This is a genomic window from Arcicella sp. GW458-12-2-14-TSB2 (assembly GCF_059423785.1).
The window spans coordinates 1-16,818 of sequence record NZ_JBWKYN010000128.1 but is presented as its reverse complement, the minus strand read 5'-3'; the positions used below and the strand labels follow the sequence as shown (position 1 = coordinate 16,818).

Here is a 16,818-nt window from a genome sequence, read left to right as displayed (position 1 = left end):
GATTTACAGAATAAGAATAGCCATTCACAATATCTTGTGGACAAATTTTGCCCAAAATTCGGGATGACTCATGTTTGATTTATATATATGGAATAATAGTTCCGTTAGGAACAATATATCGGTAGAAATATCCTGCTAATTTAGTTCTCTTCTCCAAGCCCTATCGGGGCGAAATATTTTGCCATAATGAGGCTATTTTGTTAAACTTCCCTATTCTAAGAAAAATTCAGAATGACTTATGTTTTATGAGACATCCTTCTATCTTAAGATCCGATGCCTTCTAATAAATTGGATATTTAGAAATATATGCATAGTTTTAGAAATGCAAAAAACACCATACAACAAACAATTAAATAACTAAACTTACAAAAATGAAATTTTCTGAAGGCATACAAAAAGCAATTCCGTTTGGCTATCTTTTTTTGATAATATTGGGAATATTTAAAGAAGGGGTAATGTTTTATCAATTAGGGGTAAATATTTTAAAATATTCAACCATTACAGACATATTAATAAGTCCGATTGTCGATTTAGCTTCCTTTCCAGTTATACTAATTTTATTAATAGTGCTTATCGCATTTTCATATTATTTCCCAGCTTACCTATCAAAAAAAAGTGATAAAGAGTGGGTAAAAAGATTAGCGGGATTAAAAGGTAAGGGTGAATTAGATAATGAAAGACTTGCAAACCACTTTACCAACCTTTTTGTAAAATTTATGGCATTAACGCTATTTTCATTCTTCGTTGGAATAGGGTTGGGAAAAGGATTAGGCTTATCAAGAAGAATAAAGGAAGATGTACTTGAATATAAAACTACCCTTAATTTTAGCAGTGGTGAAGCAGAGCAAGTTTACCTCATAAATTCAAATAGTTTGTATTACTTTTATTTGAAAAAAGGTAATAAAAATATAAAAATAGCCCCTATTGGTGCGATAAAGAGCGTTGAGCTACCAACTAGTAAGGAGTTTAAATAAGAAGGGAACGTTATAAAAATATTTATCACTAGCGAAGGACTTAAGTCCCTCGCTAGTGATAAATATACAGCACTCTACCTACAATTTTCTATCAATTTCAAAGGCTTCAAAGTAATCTGATACTCTTTTTACAAATTGTCCACCTAATGAGCCATCCACAATTCTGTGGTCATAAGAATGAGAAATAAACATCTTTTGACGAATACCTAACAAATCACCTTGTGGGGTTTCAATTACAGCAGGTTTTTTTTGAATAGCTCCAAACGCCATAATAGCTACTTGTGGCTGAACAATAATGGGCGTACCCATGATATTTCCGAAAGTGCCAATGTTAGAGAAAGTATAAGTGCCACCTTCCAAATCTTCAGGTTTAAGCTTATTTTCTCTTGCTCTTTTTGTTAAATCGTTAATTTTCTTGGTCAGACCAATTAAATTATAAGAATCAGCATTATGAATGACTGGCACAATTAAATTACCGTTAGGCAACGCAACCGCCATCCCTACATTAATATTCTTTTTATATATAATTCTATCGCCATCAACCGACGCATTAATTTGAGGGAAATCCTTGATAGCCTTAACGATGGCTTCTAACAAAATAGGTGTATAAGTAATGTTTTCGCCATATTGCTTTTTGAAAGAATCTTTAATATTGTTTCTCCAGATGGCTACATTCGTCATATCAGTTTCTACGAAAGATGTAACGTGAGGAGCAACCCTTTTAGAATCCACCATTCTTTCAGCAATCATTTTACGCATCCTGTCCATCTGAATAATCTCATCATTGCCAGATATGAAAACGGGAGAAGCATTTGAAACTATTTTTTCAGGAGCTTTGGCTTGTGGTGTTGCCTTAGTCGTTTTGCGTTGTTCTAAATAATTAAGAATATCGTGTTTTGTTACTCTTTGGTCTGCACCTGTCCCCACAATAGCATCAAGCTCAGTCTTAGAAATATTTTCTTCTTTAGAAATACTCAATACCAATGGAGAATAGAACCTTGAGCCATTATTGGATGAAACGACAGCCTCTTGCGTAATTGGGTCAAGATTAATGCCTGTCAATATTTTTATTTCTTCAATTTCTTGTGCCAGTTGCTCAGAAATTACTTCCACTTTTGTATTGTCCTTAACCTCCTCTTCGTCAGTACTGATAATACAAATAGGCTTGCCAATTTCAGCGATTTCACCCTCTTGAACCAAAATCTCCGTTAAAACACCTGATTGAGAGCAAGGTACTTCAGTATCAATTTTATCAGTAGCTACTTCTAATAAATACTCGTCGGCATCAATTTTTTCGCCTACACTTTTAAGCCACTTCAAAATAGTAGCCTCCATGATACTTTCGCCCATTTTGGGCATGATTACTTCGATTAAAGCCATGTTGTTCTTAATAAATTCAGTATGTTGATTGCTGTAAGATGAATGTTTTGTTCACGAAACCCACCCAATTGCAATTTTTTTGTGATTGTTTTACTTTCTGTGGCAATGGCAATCCAGATAGTACCCACGGGCTTGTCGGGTGTTCCACCGTCTGGTCCAGCAATGCCGCTAGTCGCTAATCCAAAAGTTGTATTACATAATTTGCGAATATTTTCTGACATTTCGATAACCGTTTCCTCAGAAACTGCCCCGAATTGTGCTAACGTCTCGGGCTTTACGCCTAACTGATTAATTTTAACGCTGTTGTCATAAGAGAGTATTCCACCCATAAAATACGCTGAAGAGCCAGCTACTTTAGTGAATTGATGCCCCAAATATCCACCAGTACAACTTTCTGCTACTGAAACGGTCAAACCTTTTTCTTTCAATAAACGTCCAATTGCCTCTTCTAGTTCTTCGTTGCCATAGCCATATACATAACTTTGAATAGTAGGCAGTACTTTTTGAAATTCTTCTTCTACCTGTTTTTCAAGCAAAGCAATATCTTCTCCGAAGCCTGTCAGACGGAGCTTTACACTGCCCATCGAGGGCAAATAAGCTAGTCTGATATGTGGAGGCAAGGCATCTTCCCAAGCGTCAATCATTTCGGCTAACAAAGATTCCCCAATACCAACTGTACGAATTACTTTATGGAAAATGACAGGCGTTTTAAAATAAGCTTGTATTTTGGGTAACAACGATAACGTCATTAACCCTTTCATTTCATAAGGCACCCCTGGCATAGAGATATATACTACGCCATTTTGTTCAAACCACATACCGGGTGCTGTCCCCATGGTATTTTTGATATAAGTAGCATTGGCGGGTAATTCTGCTTGTCCAAGATTTAAACCTGTTACCTCACGCCCTCTTTTTCTGAAAAAGTCTTGTAAATCTGTTAATGCTTCTGGATGTACTTCAAGGGTAGTGTTAAAATACTTACAAAATGTCTTTTTCGTAATATCATCTTTTGTCGGTCCTAAGCCTCCTGTTACAATTACTAATTCTGCTCGTTGGGTGGCTTCATTAAAAATTTGTAAAATAGCCTCCTCTGTGTCACCAACGGAAGATTTCCTAACGGTACGAATGCCTATTTTATCAAGTTCAGCACTAATCCATTGTGTATTAGTATCAGTAATTTGCCCATATAATATCTCGTCACCAATAGTAATTATCTCTGCTCGAATCATTTTTATTTTTACCTTTTAGCTAAAGGCTTAGTCCTAATTGATTATTTTTGTTCAAAATTACACAAATTCAAGTGTTTTGGCGTTTAAATGACAATGACTTTACATAAAAATTTGTCAGTTTTTAATATTGTTAAATCTTGAAATTAAAAAAATGAAAAGAATATTCTTAGGCCTATCCTTAATTTTTTCAGTGAGTAGCTGTAATTCACAGAATTTTGGAAATATCCTTAAACAAGCGAATGATGTTTTAGGTAACACATCTGGACCTTTAACCACCGCAGAGATTGGTAAAGGTTTAAAAGAAGCCTTGACTGTGGGTATCAAAAATAGTGCTGCTCAGGCTTCGGCTACAGATGGTTTTCTTGGAAACCAAGCTATTAAACTTTTGTTCCCCCCAGAAGCCCAAAATGTAGAACAAAAACTTCGTCAGATTGGCTTGGGTGCTCAATGCGATAAGTTTATTACAGCCTTGAACAGAGGAGCAGAGAAAGCGGCAGAAAAAGCAGTACCTATCTTTGTGGATGCTATCACACAAATGACGATACAAGATGCTGTCAGTATTTTGAAAGGAGATAAAGATGCTGCTACTAATTATTTAAAAAGGACATCTTCGGTAGCATTAACTAATGCATTTGCTCCTGTGATGGAAGAATCTATTAATGCGACGGGTGCGACAAAATTATACGGAGAAATTGCTACGACGTACAATAAAATTCCATTTGCTAAAAAAGTTAACCCAGATTTAAAACAATATGCAACTCAAAAAGCAATTGACGGGTTATTCCTTTTAGTTGCTCAAGAAGAACTCAAAATCAGAGAAAATCCTGCTGCTCGTGTAACGGATTTATTGAAAAAAGTTTTTGCAAATCAGTAGTATTAGCTATCAGCGCTGAGTTATGAGCTATTAGTTTTTTGGGCTACTTATTTCAAAAAACCATAATATAAAAAAGTACTAATTATTTATAATGAAACATTCTGAAATTACTTTTAAAGTACAATTAGACGACCAAAGTATCCCTGAACAAATACAATGGTCGGCCACAGACAACCCTAATGAAGGTATTGAAGAAACAAAATCTATTTTTGTAGGTGTTTGGGACCATTACCACAAAGGAACTTTAGCGTTACCACTTTGGACAAAAGACATGGACGTTTTAGAAATGAAGCGTTTTTATATTGAAATCATCGGAAGTGTAGGCAATACTTTAGTAGATGCTACTGGTGATGAAAAAATGGCTAGTTTAATTGACAACCTTTGTAGAACACTTACTAAAAATCTGCAAGAGGAAATCAAAGCTGCTGAAAAAGGACAATAATTGATTATTAATGAGTATTAAGTTCTAATCCTTTCTATTAGCGGGTGACTTAATTTCTACTGATTACTCATAAGTATATAAATAACTGATAATCAATGTTTTTTATTCCTAGCGAGGGACTTAAGTCCCTCGCTAGGAATAAAAGCTTCAAGTAGTCAGGCTATGACATGAGGCGACCGACGCTTGGTTTGAAAGGCGATTTAAGCCTATTTGAACCAATTTTATCAATAATCACATCTTCATTTCAACTCGTTAAAAGATGTTGGTAATCAGTAGAAATTAAGTCACCCGCTAATAGAATGGATTTTGAGAAAAATATTATTTCGTTTTTACATCTTGTTTTATTAAAAAGCCAATAACATAAGAACTGAACAACCTTATTCTCTGAAGAGAGTGAGACGTATAATCGGGTCAGGAATTTCGCAATCATCCAATTTTAACCATGAAAAAATTATTAATGCTCGCTGTTTTCATACTGCTAAGCAATTTATCTTTTGCTCAGAAAGGAACAGCTTTTTTACAGGGAGGAAACCTTAGAACAGTTTTTGACTTAGCCAAAGCCCAAAACAAACCTGTACACTTAGAAGTATATGCACCTACCTGTCATGTTTGTAATGCTTTCAAACCTACTTTTGAAAATGCACAAGTAGGGAATATCTTCAACCAAAACTTTGTAAATTATAAGCTTGATATTACTTCGCCAGAAGGAGCAGCTTTTTTGAATAAACAAGGCATTTGGATTCCCTCTACACCAACACTTTTATTTTTTGATAAAGATGTAAAGCTACAGCACATTACAGTTTTGGGCGAGAATTATAATACTCCCCAAGCATTGATTGAAGCTGCTACGAAGGCAATTGACCCTAAGCAACGTACTAGTAATTATAAAACAAGCTACCGTTCTGGCAATCGTGATGCTAATTTCTTGATTGAATATGGCTTTATGGCTAGAATTATGCGTGATACGTTGGATAATATCAATGCGATGAATAATTATGCGAAAATCATCCCGTCTGCTCAATACAGCAATAATACCAGCTTTTTATTATTGCAAAAAGTAATCATGGATGACGATAATGATATTTTTGAATACATGATTAACCATTTAGGTGAATTCAATGCTAAATATGATAAAACCCTAGTAAAACAAACTGCTGAAAACATTATTATGTATTCTTTGTACAGTAGTCGCGGAATGCGTTATTCTGTTGCAAAAATCAATCAGGTTAGGGCTAATCTTGCTAAATTAGGCGTAGATAAAAAATCAATTAATGGAAGAGTTTGGAGAGAAGAATCAACTGCCTACTTTCGTGAAGGACAAGTGCCTAAAGCCCTTGCTGTATTAGATAGCTTGGTAGATGCAAAGACTGATAAAAAATCATATAAATTCTTAAGCGACTGGATTAAAGCCAGAAGTGCTGACAAAGCAGCCTTAGCAAAAGCAGCCCTTTGGGATGCTAAGAGTAAATAAGTTAGAGCATAAACACATAAAAAAGCGTCTTGAAAAGATAATTTTCAAGACGCTTTTTTATTGGATTAATTAGTCTTAAAATAACTGATACGTTATCCCAAAACGTACAAACCTTGCAACACATTCGGTAGAGCCACCAACGTAACCAGCTTTATAACTTAAAAAACCATAAGAATAACCCGCATAAATACCCATTTTGTTATAAATGGCTGCCACCTGAATTCTTGGTCTAACATCTGCACTAATGGTATGTCTATCAACACCAGTTGTAAATACTGTTCCATCAACGGCTGTTGCTTTTCCGTTTTCATGAGCCTTTAAATTAGCTCCAATATCAAAACCACCCGTTAAATCAATGGCTACTTTATTGGTATGAAAACGATGTCCAATAGATGGAAAGATATTGATAAAGTCTGAACTTAAAATCGTTTTGCCAGTAGCTACTAGTTGATACGTGGAACTTCCCGTATAACCATTGATGGTATTGATTGTTACTTTACTTCTTAGATTTTCATAGCCAAGGTCAAGCCCCAGAATAAAATTCTTTTTTGTTATTCTCTTTAAATTCACAGAAAAGCCATAAGAAATAGCAGACTGCGTACCATAAGGATTATTGGTATAGCCACTTTGATTGGTTTCATTATAATTAATGGATGAAATCGCGTCAGAAGCTTTACCTGTGAAAGAAAAAAGACCAGAATTTAATGCAAAATGTAATTCTGTTTTCTGTGCAAAAGCACTCGTAAAAGCAATACATGTAAAAAAGGAGAGTAGATACTTTCTCATAAGATGGTTTAGTGTTTTGAAAGATTAGAAATAGTGTAATTAACTGCACAAAAGAAATAAAATTGGGTAACTAATCAAAGTTAAATGATTTGTGGAAGGGCAATATTTAGGTTTGAGTAGTAATAAACCTTGCGTTTACCGTTTTAGCATACGAGAATATTCATTGTACTTATCATTTTGCAATTATCTCGGCTGGAAGCCTTTTAATAGTCATCACTCGCATGCAGACGAGCGATTGCGTTTGCCACATCTTTCCATTTTTTCTTGAAAAAATCTTATGTTAGATGATTTTTTACTAAGTTTATCCCTTGAAACAGTCAAAAATCAGTGAGAGAAGATTTGTTGTAAAATAGAATGGCAGAAAATTATACTTTTAAAGATAAGTCGAAACTTGAATTATTAAGGTTTTTGGAGGCTTATCAGATGGCGATAAATGAAAGTGTTATTTGCTCTGTTACTGATACCAAGGGAATAATTATATATGTAAATAAGAAATTTTGTGAGGTAAGTAAATACACTGAGGAGGAATTGATTGGACAAAATCATAGGATTTTGAATGCGGGGTATCATTCTACTACATTTTTTAAAGAAATGTGGATGACTATTTCTGCGGGTGAAATGTGGCGAAATGAGGTGAAAAGTATTGCGAAAGACGGTTCTTATTTTTGGCAAGACAGTATCATTCTTCCTGTATTTGATGAAAACCATGTTATCATTCAATACTTTTCAATAAGGATACCAATTGATGAGCGGAAAAAAGCAGAGGAGGAAAAAGAACACCGCATTAAAGACTTAGAGGAGATTCTTTTTAAGATTTCGCACGAGGTACGCCATCCTGTTACACTAATGCTAGGTATTTGTAATATGTTTGACGAACCGATGCTTTCACAAGAGGAAATAGGTTCTTTTATCAATGCCCTTAAACATGCTGCTGAAAAATTAGATGTTTATACGAGAGAAATAACGGAGGTTGTAAGTAAACTGAGAGATAAGGAAGACGAGGTTTAGGGTTTATAAGTCTATGAGTTTATAAGTTTAAAGTCTATGAGTTTATAAGTTTAAAGTTTATGAGTTTATGAGTTTAAAGTTTTTGAGCTTATAGGGTTTATGCGTTTTAAATCTACTTTAAACTCATAAACCCTAAACTCATAAACTATTATTGAATATTGAAATACTTCAAGGAATAATTCCAGCCTTCAATAGATACTTGTGGTTTTGTTTGTAAAGGAACATTGTCAATAATAATGGTTTTTTCTGCTCCTGGCGCAATAGAAACGTAGTTGTCGTTATAGAATACTGGTAAAATACGTTCTTTGGTTCTTTCATCTACTATCGAAACTCTGTTAAAGAAAGCAACAGGATTATTCGCAGGATTACTCATGGTTACTTGTACTTTGCCCGTTCCGATACTCTTTACAGCTACTTTTAGATTTTCTACCGATTTCATTTTTTGTAAACCCGAATACACCCCCTTGCTGTTAGGATACCAGTACATATTATCGCTCACTATTTGTTTGTTTTCATCCAATAATTGTAATGATAAGAATGAACCTTCTTCAGCACCAATTTCTTCTAAAACCTTTTTCACAGAGAGAATTTTCTTTACAGAACTTGCTTCAATAAAGGTGAACACCTGAGTGATTTCTTTTACTTTTCCATTGATGTCATATGCTTTAGCCACCAACATCAAATTTCTGCGAGGTTTAAAGTCATTATTCACCATCATCAGCATGCCATCTACAGGATTTGCCATAATGTGTACCAATTCGCTACCACTTTTTAAGCCATATAAACAAGCGTTAGGGTCTAAGTAGTAATCATACATTTGCCCACGCATGGCTGTCCAAGGATTTTGGGTTTTCCAGATAATCACGCCTGTGTACCATTCCCAAATATGTGAAGAAAAACCTTCAATCAAACCACGGTACTGGTCATAATTGACCAACTGAGCTTTCAAACCAAAATCTTTGATGTCTTTTGACTTTCCGTAAGGGTCTATAAACTGATTGTAGCCTACGCCCGTATAAGTATGGTAAGTCCAGACAGAATCAGGCTTTTGATTACTATCATGATAAGGAACATTCAGGTTTTCTTTTGGAATAAATCGTTTTAATGATTCATAATCGCCCGTACCTACCGAACCAACTTCTGAATTAAAAGGGAAAGTGCGTTGATTCCAGAATACATCCAATGGTTGAATACCATAAGGCCCATCGCCATTTCCCCCCAATGAATTAAACGACATTTCGTCAGAGTTTGAATAATCAATAAACCAACGAGTACCGTCTAATTTTGGAAGAATTTCATCTCTAAGAGGTACTAAAATATCTTCGGGTGGCGTAATTTCATTACCTCCACACCAGATGGCTAAAGAAGGGTGATTTCTTACCATTTTAATCATATCAGCTGCCGATGATAAAAATAGCTGATGATTATCAGGGTAGTTTCTTCTTGTCCATTGGTCTTCTTTTTTCATAGGGTCTACCCAACGACCATTACAATCGCCCGACATCCAAAAATCTTGGAATACCAATAAACCGTAGCGGTCGCAAGCTTCATAAAATTCTGGACGTTCTACCAAAGCTCCGCCCCAAATACGAATGAGGTTCAGGTTCATATCACGGTGAAAACGAATTTCTGCATCGTATCGCTCGTCCGAGAAACGCAACATGGCATCAGAAATAATCCAGTTACCCCCTTTGATGAATACTTTTTGTCCATTGACATAAATCTGGCGACTTGCTGTTAAGGCATTCCAATCTGTCTGAATTTCACGTACCCCAACTTTTACAGCCTCTTGGTCAGAAACTTGTCCGTTTATGATAAGCTCAAATTTTGTATCATACAATTCTTGCTTACCATAGCCCGCTGGCCACCATAAACGAGGATTCTTTAAACTATAATTATCAAGGTTAACCGTAGTGGTACTGTTAGGAGCAAGGCTTACTTTTTTGGAAACCTTGTTGCCATCAATGGTATAAACTAAAGTACCCTCAACTTTTACAGAAGAAGTATTCTCTAAATCAGCAGAGGCTTTGATAATGGCTGGTTTTTGTGGAGCATCAGGTAATCTTTTTTCTGGAACTAGCGTAATTACATGTGGGTCTTTCAGATTTACTTTACCCGTTTTTTCGATATACACTTTATCCCAAATACCAGTGTTTCTATCACGAATCGGACGAATCCAGTCCCATCCAGCCGTATATTGTAGCGAAACGTTTTTAGCAATTGTCCCATCACCACCTTGCCCGCCATTGGCATTACCAACGGTGTAAGGTGGATATACAATGACTGCTAAACGATTGTTTCCATCTTTCGCCAAAAGCTTAGTAATATTAAAAGATTGACGAAGAAACATTCCTTCAAACACTTTCTCGTTTACTTTTTTGCCATTCAAAAAAACATCACAGGCATAATTGATACCTCTGAATTTCAACCAAACTTCAGAACCATTGGTTGGCGAAACTTCTTTAAAGTCTTTAGCAAACCAATAAGTATAATAGTCTCTGCCAGTATTATAAATATCTGGTATTTTCTCATTGTTCAATCCATAAAAAGGATCAGGAATTTCTTTGTTAGCCAACATACTTGTTAGCACTGTTCCCGGAACAACGGCAGGTTTCCAACCCGAAAGCAAAAAATGAGGAGATGAAATCACCTCCCCATTTTCTTTCACACTTTTGATGGGTGCACATTTCCAAGCACCGTTAAGCTCATATTGATTTTGAGCCTGTAAGTGATTAGCCAATAGCAACATCAAAAACACATGAATTTGTTTCAACATTAATTTTAAAAAATTGGACATAGTAGGGATTAAAATTATTAATATTTTTAGAAGTACACAGTAGGTTGGCATAGACCAACTCGTCAATCATTTTTTGAATGATTGGCTAAATTTAATACATAATTTCTGTGATAATTATACTTATTTGTATGTTTTAAGTTAAAAATGAGCAATTACACTTAAATAAAAAAGTTGAATCGGAAATATATGTTATTTTTTAATTTGACATATAATGAATTTGTCAGTACTAAATTCCTAAAATGGTATTAAATAACCTTTCTGGAAATTGTATATTTTAATGAAAATATTATTTCTTTCTACTAGATTCCTTTCAAAGTGTAAACTTGTTAAATGCTCAATCAAGAATACCATCGACAAGCTTAATGGCTAAATCTTTTTTTGAAAGAAAAGGTGGGTTGATGCATCGCTATTTCGTTCTTACTTGTTTCAAGTTGTGCTTCTTGGGCATACACCATCATCTTTTGCTCATAATCGTTGATAGCCGCTTCAATTGTTTCAAATTTTCCGTTGGTAAGGTTATCAGCTAATATTAATGCATCCATTAGCCCTGTATTCACTCCCTTACCTGCAAAAGGAGGCATTAAATGGGCAGCATCTCCAATAAGGGTTATTGGCAAAGGACGATTATTAGTCCAAGGTTTATCTAAGGAGATTTTTTTGGTTGGTAATCCAACAAAAAATGAGGTTGAGCGGAATAATTGTTGATAGCATTCGTACCAATCCGAAAACATTGTTGAAAGAAACATACCAATGCTGTCGGTATGCTGAAAGTCTAGTCCATTTTTATAAAGCCATTCTTCTGGATTTCTAAAGGTTACATTATACGTCAATGCACCGTTGTTATGAGGGTTAGCAACTAAATTAATGCCTTCGCCTGCCGTCATTAGGATATTATAGTCGCATAATTGGTAGAACTCCGCACATTTTATAGTTGGTTGAAATACTTCGCCTTGTATGATAACAGTACCAGTATATTCTACTTCAATATCCGTAAGGTATTTTCTCACTTTAGACATTCCGCCATTGGCTCCGATAACAACATCTGCGGTGACGTTGAGGTCATGCTCAAAATGTATAAGCCATTTTCCATCGAATTCTTCCAGTTTCGTAAATTTCCTATCCCAAACAACGGTATCGCTTGTTAAGCTATCCAACAATATATTTCTTAAATCATTTCTGTTTATCTCAGGAGTGTCATATTGAGGTTTTGCTGTGAACAATATTTTGCCTTGTTCATCTGTTACTTTTCTGCCCATTGGTCTTGCTAGGGCATAATAGCTTTCCAGCAATCCTGCTTTTTGCATGGCTGCTTGCCCCGATTCTTGGTGCAAATCAAGCGTACCGCCCCAAATTCTTGTTTGTGCGTCTTTGTCTCTTTCGTAAACGGTTATATCTATTCCCTGTTGTTGAAGTAATTTGGCAATTGTCAGACCAACAGGTCCTGCGCCGATAATGGCTACTTTTTTATTTTGTAGTAACATGATTTTGTATTGTTTAAATTAATCAATACAAAATTCTACAATGCTTTTTCCTTAGGCTTGTACAAATGCGACAAAATCGTTGCCCAGCAACTCCTTATCTTTCTTTGCTTTTCTTGCGAATGCTGATGGTGTAGTGCTACTGTAGCGTTTAAATTCCCTACTTAGATGAGATTGGTCGGTATAACCCAATTCATAAGCTAACCCTGCAAGGTTGGCTTCTGGATAAAGCCAAAGGTGATTGCGTACCTGCTCAAAGCGCATCAGCCCAGACACATCTTTAACAGTATATCCCGCAGATTGCTTGAAGTTTCTTTCCAAGGTACGAACTGTTGCATGAGCCGCCTCCGCTACTTGCCTTACTGATATAGTACCATTTGCTTGGCTGATAGCCACACCCGCTTTAAATAGCATACTATCAATCGCAATCTGAGACCTAATATTTAATAAATACTGTTTTACATGAGCAATTGCTTCTGCTATTTTATCTGCATTGATAAATTCACCCAAAGTAGCTTGGAGTTGAGCAATGGGATGTTCAAATATACGTACTCCGTCTTTACTTGGTGATAATCCAAGTAAATCGAAAACCGACCAAGGAAAGCACCTGATAGCAATTATTTGTAAACCACCTTCCGCATGAAAAACTATAGGGTGATTGAGTAAACCTATCATAAAAGGTGATGGCAAGGGCAGTAAAACTCCATTTTGAGCAATACTACAGGGACTCCCGAAGTAAAAAATAATTTCGGCGTAACCATCAGGCACTACTTCAAAACTTGAGTTTGACTGGTGAGATACTATCTTGTCATACCAAAAACATTTTATGGAATCCCGTAACTCTTCGGGAGGGTCAAATTCTTGATGATGTGTGTTGAAAGGTAGCATAATTGAAGTAGTAAGATATACGTAGATGAAGGAAAATATCGATGGATTATTTCAGAAACTATTCTACTTACGCCTTATTTTATGCTTGTAAAAGTAATTTAAATCAGAAATTATACCTAATGATGGGCGGTCGATATTTTGATATATTATCTCAATTTTAATTTTCGACGATGTGTTTAGTGTCATTCAGCGAATTAATTTTATTCCTTCTCAGAAATCAATTATTTTCCTGTTTTAGTATTGTTAATGTTTTCAGTTAATTTCACGCAGAACTATAAAATTTCTCAGATGAATATCAAATCGAACAAAACCATTATTTTATTATTAATACTTTTCGGTTCACTGTTCAACATCCAAGCCCAGCCTATAAAACCTATGCCTGCTGGTGAACTTTTGTTGAATTTGAAAAAACTCAATGTGCTTGGTACAGCGATGTATACTGCTGCTCACCCCGATGATGAAAACACCGTAATGCTATCGTGGTTGGCTAAAGAACGTAAAGTAAGAACAGCCTATTTATCAATTACACGCGGTGATGGAGGACAAAACCTGATTGGCTCAGAATTAGGCGATTTATTAGGATTGATTCGTACACAAGAATTACTAGCGGCTCGTGCGATTGATGGTCCTGAGCAATATTTTACCCGTGCAAACGATTTTGGGTTTTCTAAAAATACAGAAGAAACCTTACAAATTTGGGGAAAAGATGCTGTATTGGCAGACGTCGTCTGGCGTATCAGAAATCTTCGTCCAGATGTAATTATTTGCCGTTTCCCGCCTGACGCTCGTGCGGGACATGGCAATCACTCTGCTTCAGCAGCTTTAGCAGAAGAGGCTTTCAAACTTTCGGGTGACCCTACTAAGTTTCCCGAACAATTGAAATACGTAAAACCTTGGCAAGCTAAGAGAGTAGTTTGGAATACCTTTAATTTTGGTGCTGTTTCACAGAAACCTACTGAAGGTACATTTATACAAGTAGAAATTGGTGGATATAATCCATTGTTAGGAAAAGCTTATTCTGAAATTGCGGCAGAAAGTCGTTCACAACATAAATCGCAAGGATTTGGTGTACCTCGCACACGTGGTTTACGACCTGAATATTTTGTACACAAGTTTGGAGAGTTAGCGCAGAAAGATGTTTTTGATGGCGTTGATTTAACGTGGAGTAGGGTAAAAGGAGGGAAGGAAGTAGAATCTTGGATTAACCTTGCCATTAATAGTTATAATCCAGAGAATCCATCTACCATTGTTCCTTCTTTATTAGAGGCATACAAAACACTGCTAAAAATTGATGATGAATACTGGAAGGCTCAGAAGAAAAAGGAATTAGAAAACATTATTATTGCTTGCACAGGTCTGTATTTTGAAGCTAATCCTAATGAATATTCAGCTTCGGCAGGGGAAAAAATTAATATACTGGCAACAGCAGTAAAGCGTTCAGATTTTGCCGTGACTTTACAGAAAATACGTTTAGTTGGTTTCGGCAAAGACAGTACTTTTAATGTTAGTTTGGGCAATAATGAATTACAAAGAATTAGCTTCCCTGTAGAAATTCCTAAAAATCAGCCTCTAACACAGCCTTTCTGGCTAGCAGAAAAGAAAATGGGCAAGGGTATGTATCGTGTAGATGACCAAACATTGATTGGCTTACCCGAAAAACCAGCAGATTTACAAGCAGAATTTACATTTTTGATTGATAATCAACCTTTTACTTTTAGCTCGCCTGTTATCTATAAATATACTGATGAGACCCGTGGAGAATTGTATCGTACTTTTGAGATTCGCCCAGAAGTTACTGCCAATATTTCGGATAAAGTATATGTTTTTGCCAATGACCAAGCCAAAGAGGTAGAAGTAACATTGAAATCAGGTAAAAGCAAAACCTCAGGAAGTGTTAGTTTAGCCTTGCCAGCAGGCTGGAAGTCTAACCCTGCAAGCATTGATTTTAATTTGGAAAATAAATACCAAGAAGTTAAGCTAGTGTTTAAAGTAACGCCTTCTAGTACTACTCCAGAAGGTACGGTAAAGGCGGTAATTAAAACAGCGAATGGTACTTATGACAGAGGGATTTTAACAGTAGCTTACGACCATATTCCACCACAAACACTTTTCCCATTGGCAGAAGCAAAAGTAGTGAAACTGGACATTAAGACGAAAGGCAAAAATATTGGTTATATCGTAGGTGCTGGCGACGACGTGCCAATGGCTTTGCGTCAGATTGGATACAATGTGACGATTTTGACGGAGAAAGAACTGAATGAAGATTTATCTAAATTTGATGCTATCGTAGTAGGAGTAAGGGCTTATAACACTGAAGAACGTATTACTTATTACCAGAAAAAACTAATGGAATATGTAGAAAATGGCGGTAACATGGTGGTGCAATATCAGGTAAATAGCAACTTACAGAAAATTGAAACAGGTATTGGACCTTATCCGTTTAAATTGTCAAGGGATAGAGTAACGGTTGAAGAAGCAGAAGTACGTTTCTTGAAACCTGAAAGTATTTTATTGAATACACCTAATAAGATTACAGCCAAAGATTTTGATGGTTGGATTCAAGAAAGGGGGTTATATTTTTCAAATGATTGGGATGCAAAATATGATGCCATTCTATCATCTAACGACCCTAATGAGCCACCTGCTAATGGAGGATTGTTGTATACAAAATATGGCAAAGGGAATTATATCTTTACAGGGTATGCCTTCTTCCGCCAGTTGCCAGCGGGCGTTTCTGGGGCTTATAGATTATTCGCCAATTTGATTTCGGCAGGAAAATAATTTTTCCGACGCAACTAAAGTAGAGAAAGAGCCGTAAGTGTAAATAAGATGCAAGTCTTCGATTCACTTAAACAAAAATTAACATGAAAAAAACACTCTTTGCTTTCTTAATCTCTACATTGTTGTTTGCCATTTCTTGTAAAAAGGATGAAGAAGTTTCACCAGAAGTGAAATTTAATGTTACACTAAATGGCTCTGTTGAAGTACCCGCCAATACTTCAACTGCTACTGGTTCTTTTGTTGGAACTTATAACAAAACAACAAAAGTGATTTCATATACGATTAGTTATAATGGTGTTACTCCTACGGCTTGGCATATTCATAAAGGAGCTGTGGGCGTAAGTGGTGCTGTAATATTTGGTTTAGGAACCACATTTAATACAGCTTACTCTAGCACAACGGCTGCTTTGACTACCGAACAAGAAACGGATTTAATGGCAGGTAATTATTATGTGAATATTCACAGTGCTTCAAAACCTGGAGGAGAAATTCGTGGACAATTGATTTTACAGTAATTTTAGCTGTGAGCTATACTATAAGCTTTTAGCGATGAGTTTTTAGCTTCTTTTAGCATTTAAACATGAGTCATCCCGAATTTTAAAATCATAAAAAAGCGGTCGAAATTAGTTTTTAGACCGCTTTTTTATGATTGATGAACAACGAATTCCTACTGTTTGAGCGATAGCGAGTTTAGGAATTCTTGATTTTTT

At 35.8% G+C, this 16,818-nt stretch carries 13 protein-coding genes; 7 read left to right on the top strand and 6 right to left on the bottom strand.

The features are described from left to right. Nucleotides 1-371: 371 nt before the first annotated feature. A complete protein-coding gene (locus tag AC07XN_RS16990; RefSeq protein WP_323247484.1) occupies nucleotides 372-974 on the top strand; it encodes a hypothetical protein in 603 nt (200 codons plus the stop codon). A gap of 78 nt (nucleotides 975-1,052) precedes the next feature. Here the strand turns inward: AC07XN_RS16990 and AC07XN_RS16985 are convergent, their stop codons facing one another. Beyond that, nucleotides 1,053-2,354, bottom strand: coding sequence for a dihydrolipoamide acetyltransferase family protein (locus tag AC07XN_RS16985; RefSeq protein WP_494743936.1), 1,302 nt, complete (start codon nucleotides 2,352-2,354; stop codon nucleotides 1,053-1,055). Further along, a complete protein-coding gene (locus tag AC07XN_RS16980) occupies nucleotides 2,345-3,583 on the bottom strand; it encodes a competence/damage-inducible protein A (RefSeq protein WP_494743935.1) in 1,239 nt (412 codons plus the stop codon). The genes AC07XN_RS16985 and AC07XN_RS16980 overlap by 10 nt, the downstream gene beginning before the upstream one ends. A 151-nt stretch (nucleotides 3,584-3,734) precedes the next feature. Between AC07XN_RS16980 and AC07XN_RS16975 the strand changes: the two genes are divergently transcribed. The 3 genes from AC07XN_RS16975 to AC07XN_RS16965 all read left to right on the top strand — a co-directional run bounded on the left by AC07XN_RS16975 (nucleotide 3,735) and on the right by AC07XN_RS16965 (nucleotide 6,370). Continuing rightward, nucleotides 3,735-4,457: a DUF4197 domain-containing protein gene (locus tag AC07XN_RS16975; RefSeq protein ID WP_494743934.1), complete on the top strand. Its 723-nt coding sequence runs from the start codon at nucleotides 3,735-3,737 to the stop codon at nucleotides 4,455-4,457. 91 nt (nucleotides 4,458-4,548) lie between these two features. Then, complete coding sequence (gene gldC, locus AC07XN_RS16970; RefSeq protein ID WP_494743933.1) at nucleotides 4,549-4,899, top strand: gliding motility protein GldC; 351 nt, start codon at nucleotides 4,549-4,551, stop codon at nucleotides 4,897-4,899. A gap of 442 nt (nucleotides 4,900-5,341) precedes the next feature. Next, entirely contained in the window at nucleotides 5,342-6,370 is a 1,029-nt protein-coding gene (locus tag AC07XN_RS16965) for a DUF255 domain-containing protein (protein ID WP_494743932.1), read from the top strand. Nucleotides 6,371-6,445: 75 nt separating this feature from the next. On the opposite strand, the gene AC07XN_RS16960 is transcribed toward AC07XN_RS16965, so the two are convergent. Continuing rightward, complete coding sequence (locus AC07XN_RS16960; RefSeq protein WP_494743931.1) at nucleotides 6,446-7,156, bottom strand: hypothetical protein; 711 nt, start codon at nucleotides 7,154-7,156, stop codon at nucleotides 6,446-6,448. A 354-nt stretch (nucleotides 7,157-7,510) separates the two neighbouring features. Here AC07XN_RS16960 and AC07XN_RS16955 point away from each other — a divergent pair, with 354 nt between their 5' ends. Beyond that, nucleotides 7,511-8,164, top strand: coding sequence for a PAS domain-containing protein (locus tag AC07XN_RS16955; protein WP_494743930.1), 654 nt, complete (start codon nucleotides 7,511-7,513; stop codon nucleotides 8,162-8,164). Between the two features lie 148 nt (nucleotides 8,165-8,312). Here AC07XN_RS16955 and AC07XN_RS16950 read toward each other — a convergent pair whose 3' ends face one another. The 3 genes from AC07XN_RS16950 to AC07XN_RS16940 all read right to left on the bottom strand — a co-directional run bounded on the left by AC07XN_RS16950 (nucleotide 8,313) and on the right by AC07XN_RS16940 (nucleotide 13,327). Continuing rightward, on the bottom strand, nucleotides 8,313-10,940 hold the full coding sequence (locus AC07XN_RS16950) for a glycoside hydrolase family 2 protein (protein WP_494743929.1): 2,628 nt from the start codon (nucleotides 10,938-10,940) through the stop codon (nucleotides 8,313-8,315). A 380-nt stretch (nucleotides 10,941-11,320) separates the two neighbouring features. Further along, a complete protein-coding gene (locus AC07XN_RS16945) occupies nucleotides 11,321-12,442 on the bottom strand; it encodes an FAD-dependent oxidoreductase (RefSeq protein ID WP_494743928.1) in 1,122 nt (373 codons plus the stop codon). 51 nt (nucleotides 12,443-12,493) lie between these two features. Continuing rightward, nucleotides 12,494-13,327 carry a helix-turn-helix domain-containing protein gene (locus AC07XN_RS16940; RefSeq protein ID WP_494743927.1) on the bottom strand — a complete coding sequence of 278 codons (834 nt, stop codon included), beginning with the start codon at nucleotides 13,325-13,327 and terminating at the stop codon, nucleotides 12,494-12,496. 288 nt (nucleotides 13,328-13,615) lie between these two features. On the opposite strand from AC07XN_RS16940, the gene AC07XN_RS16935 reads away from it, so the two are divergent. Together AC07XN_RS16935 and AC07XN_RS16930 are read left to right on the top strand one after the other, a co-directional pair. Further along, entirely contained in the window at nucleotides 13,616-16,108 is a 2,493-nt protein-coding gene (locus AC07XN_RS16935) for a PIG-L family deacetylase (RefSeq protein WP_494743926.1), read from the top strand. 83 nt (nucleotides 16,109-16,191) lie between these two features. Next, the gene (locus tag AC07XN_RS16930; RefSeq protein WP_309916677.1) at nucleotides 16,192-16,623 is read left to right on the top strand and encodes a CHRD domain-containing protein; all 432 of its coding nucleotides are present in this window, start codon (nucleotides 16,192-16,194) and stop codon (nucleotides 16,621-16,623) included. The last annotated feature ends 195 nt before the right edge of the window (nucleotides 16,624-16,818 follow it).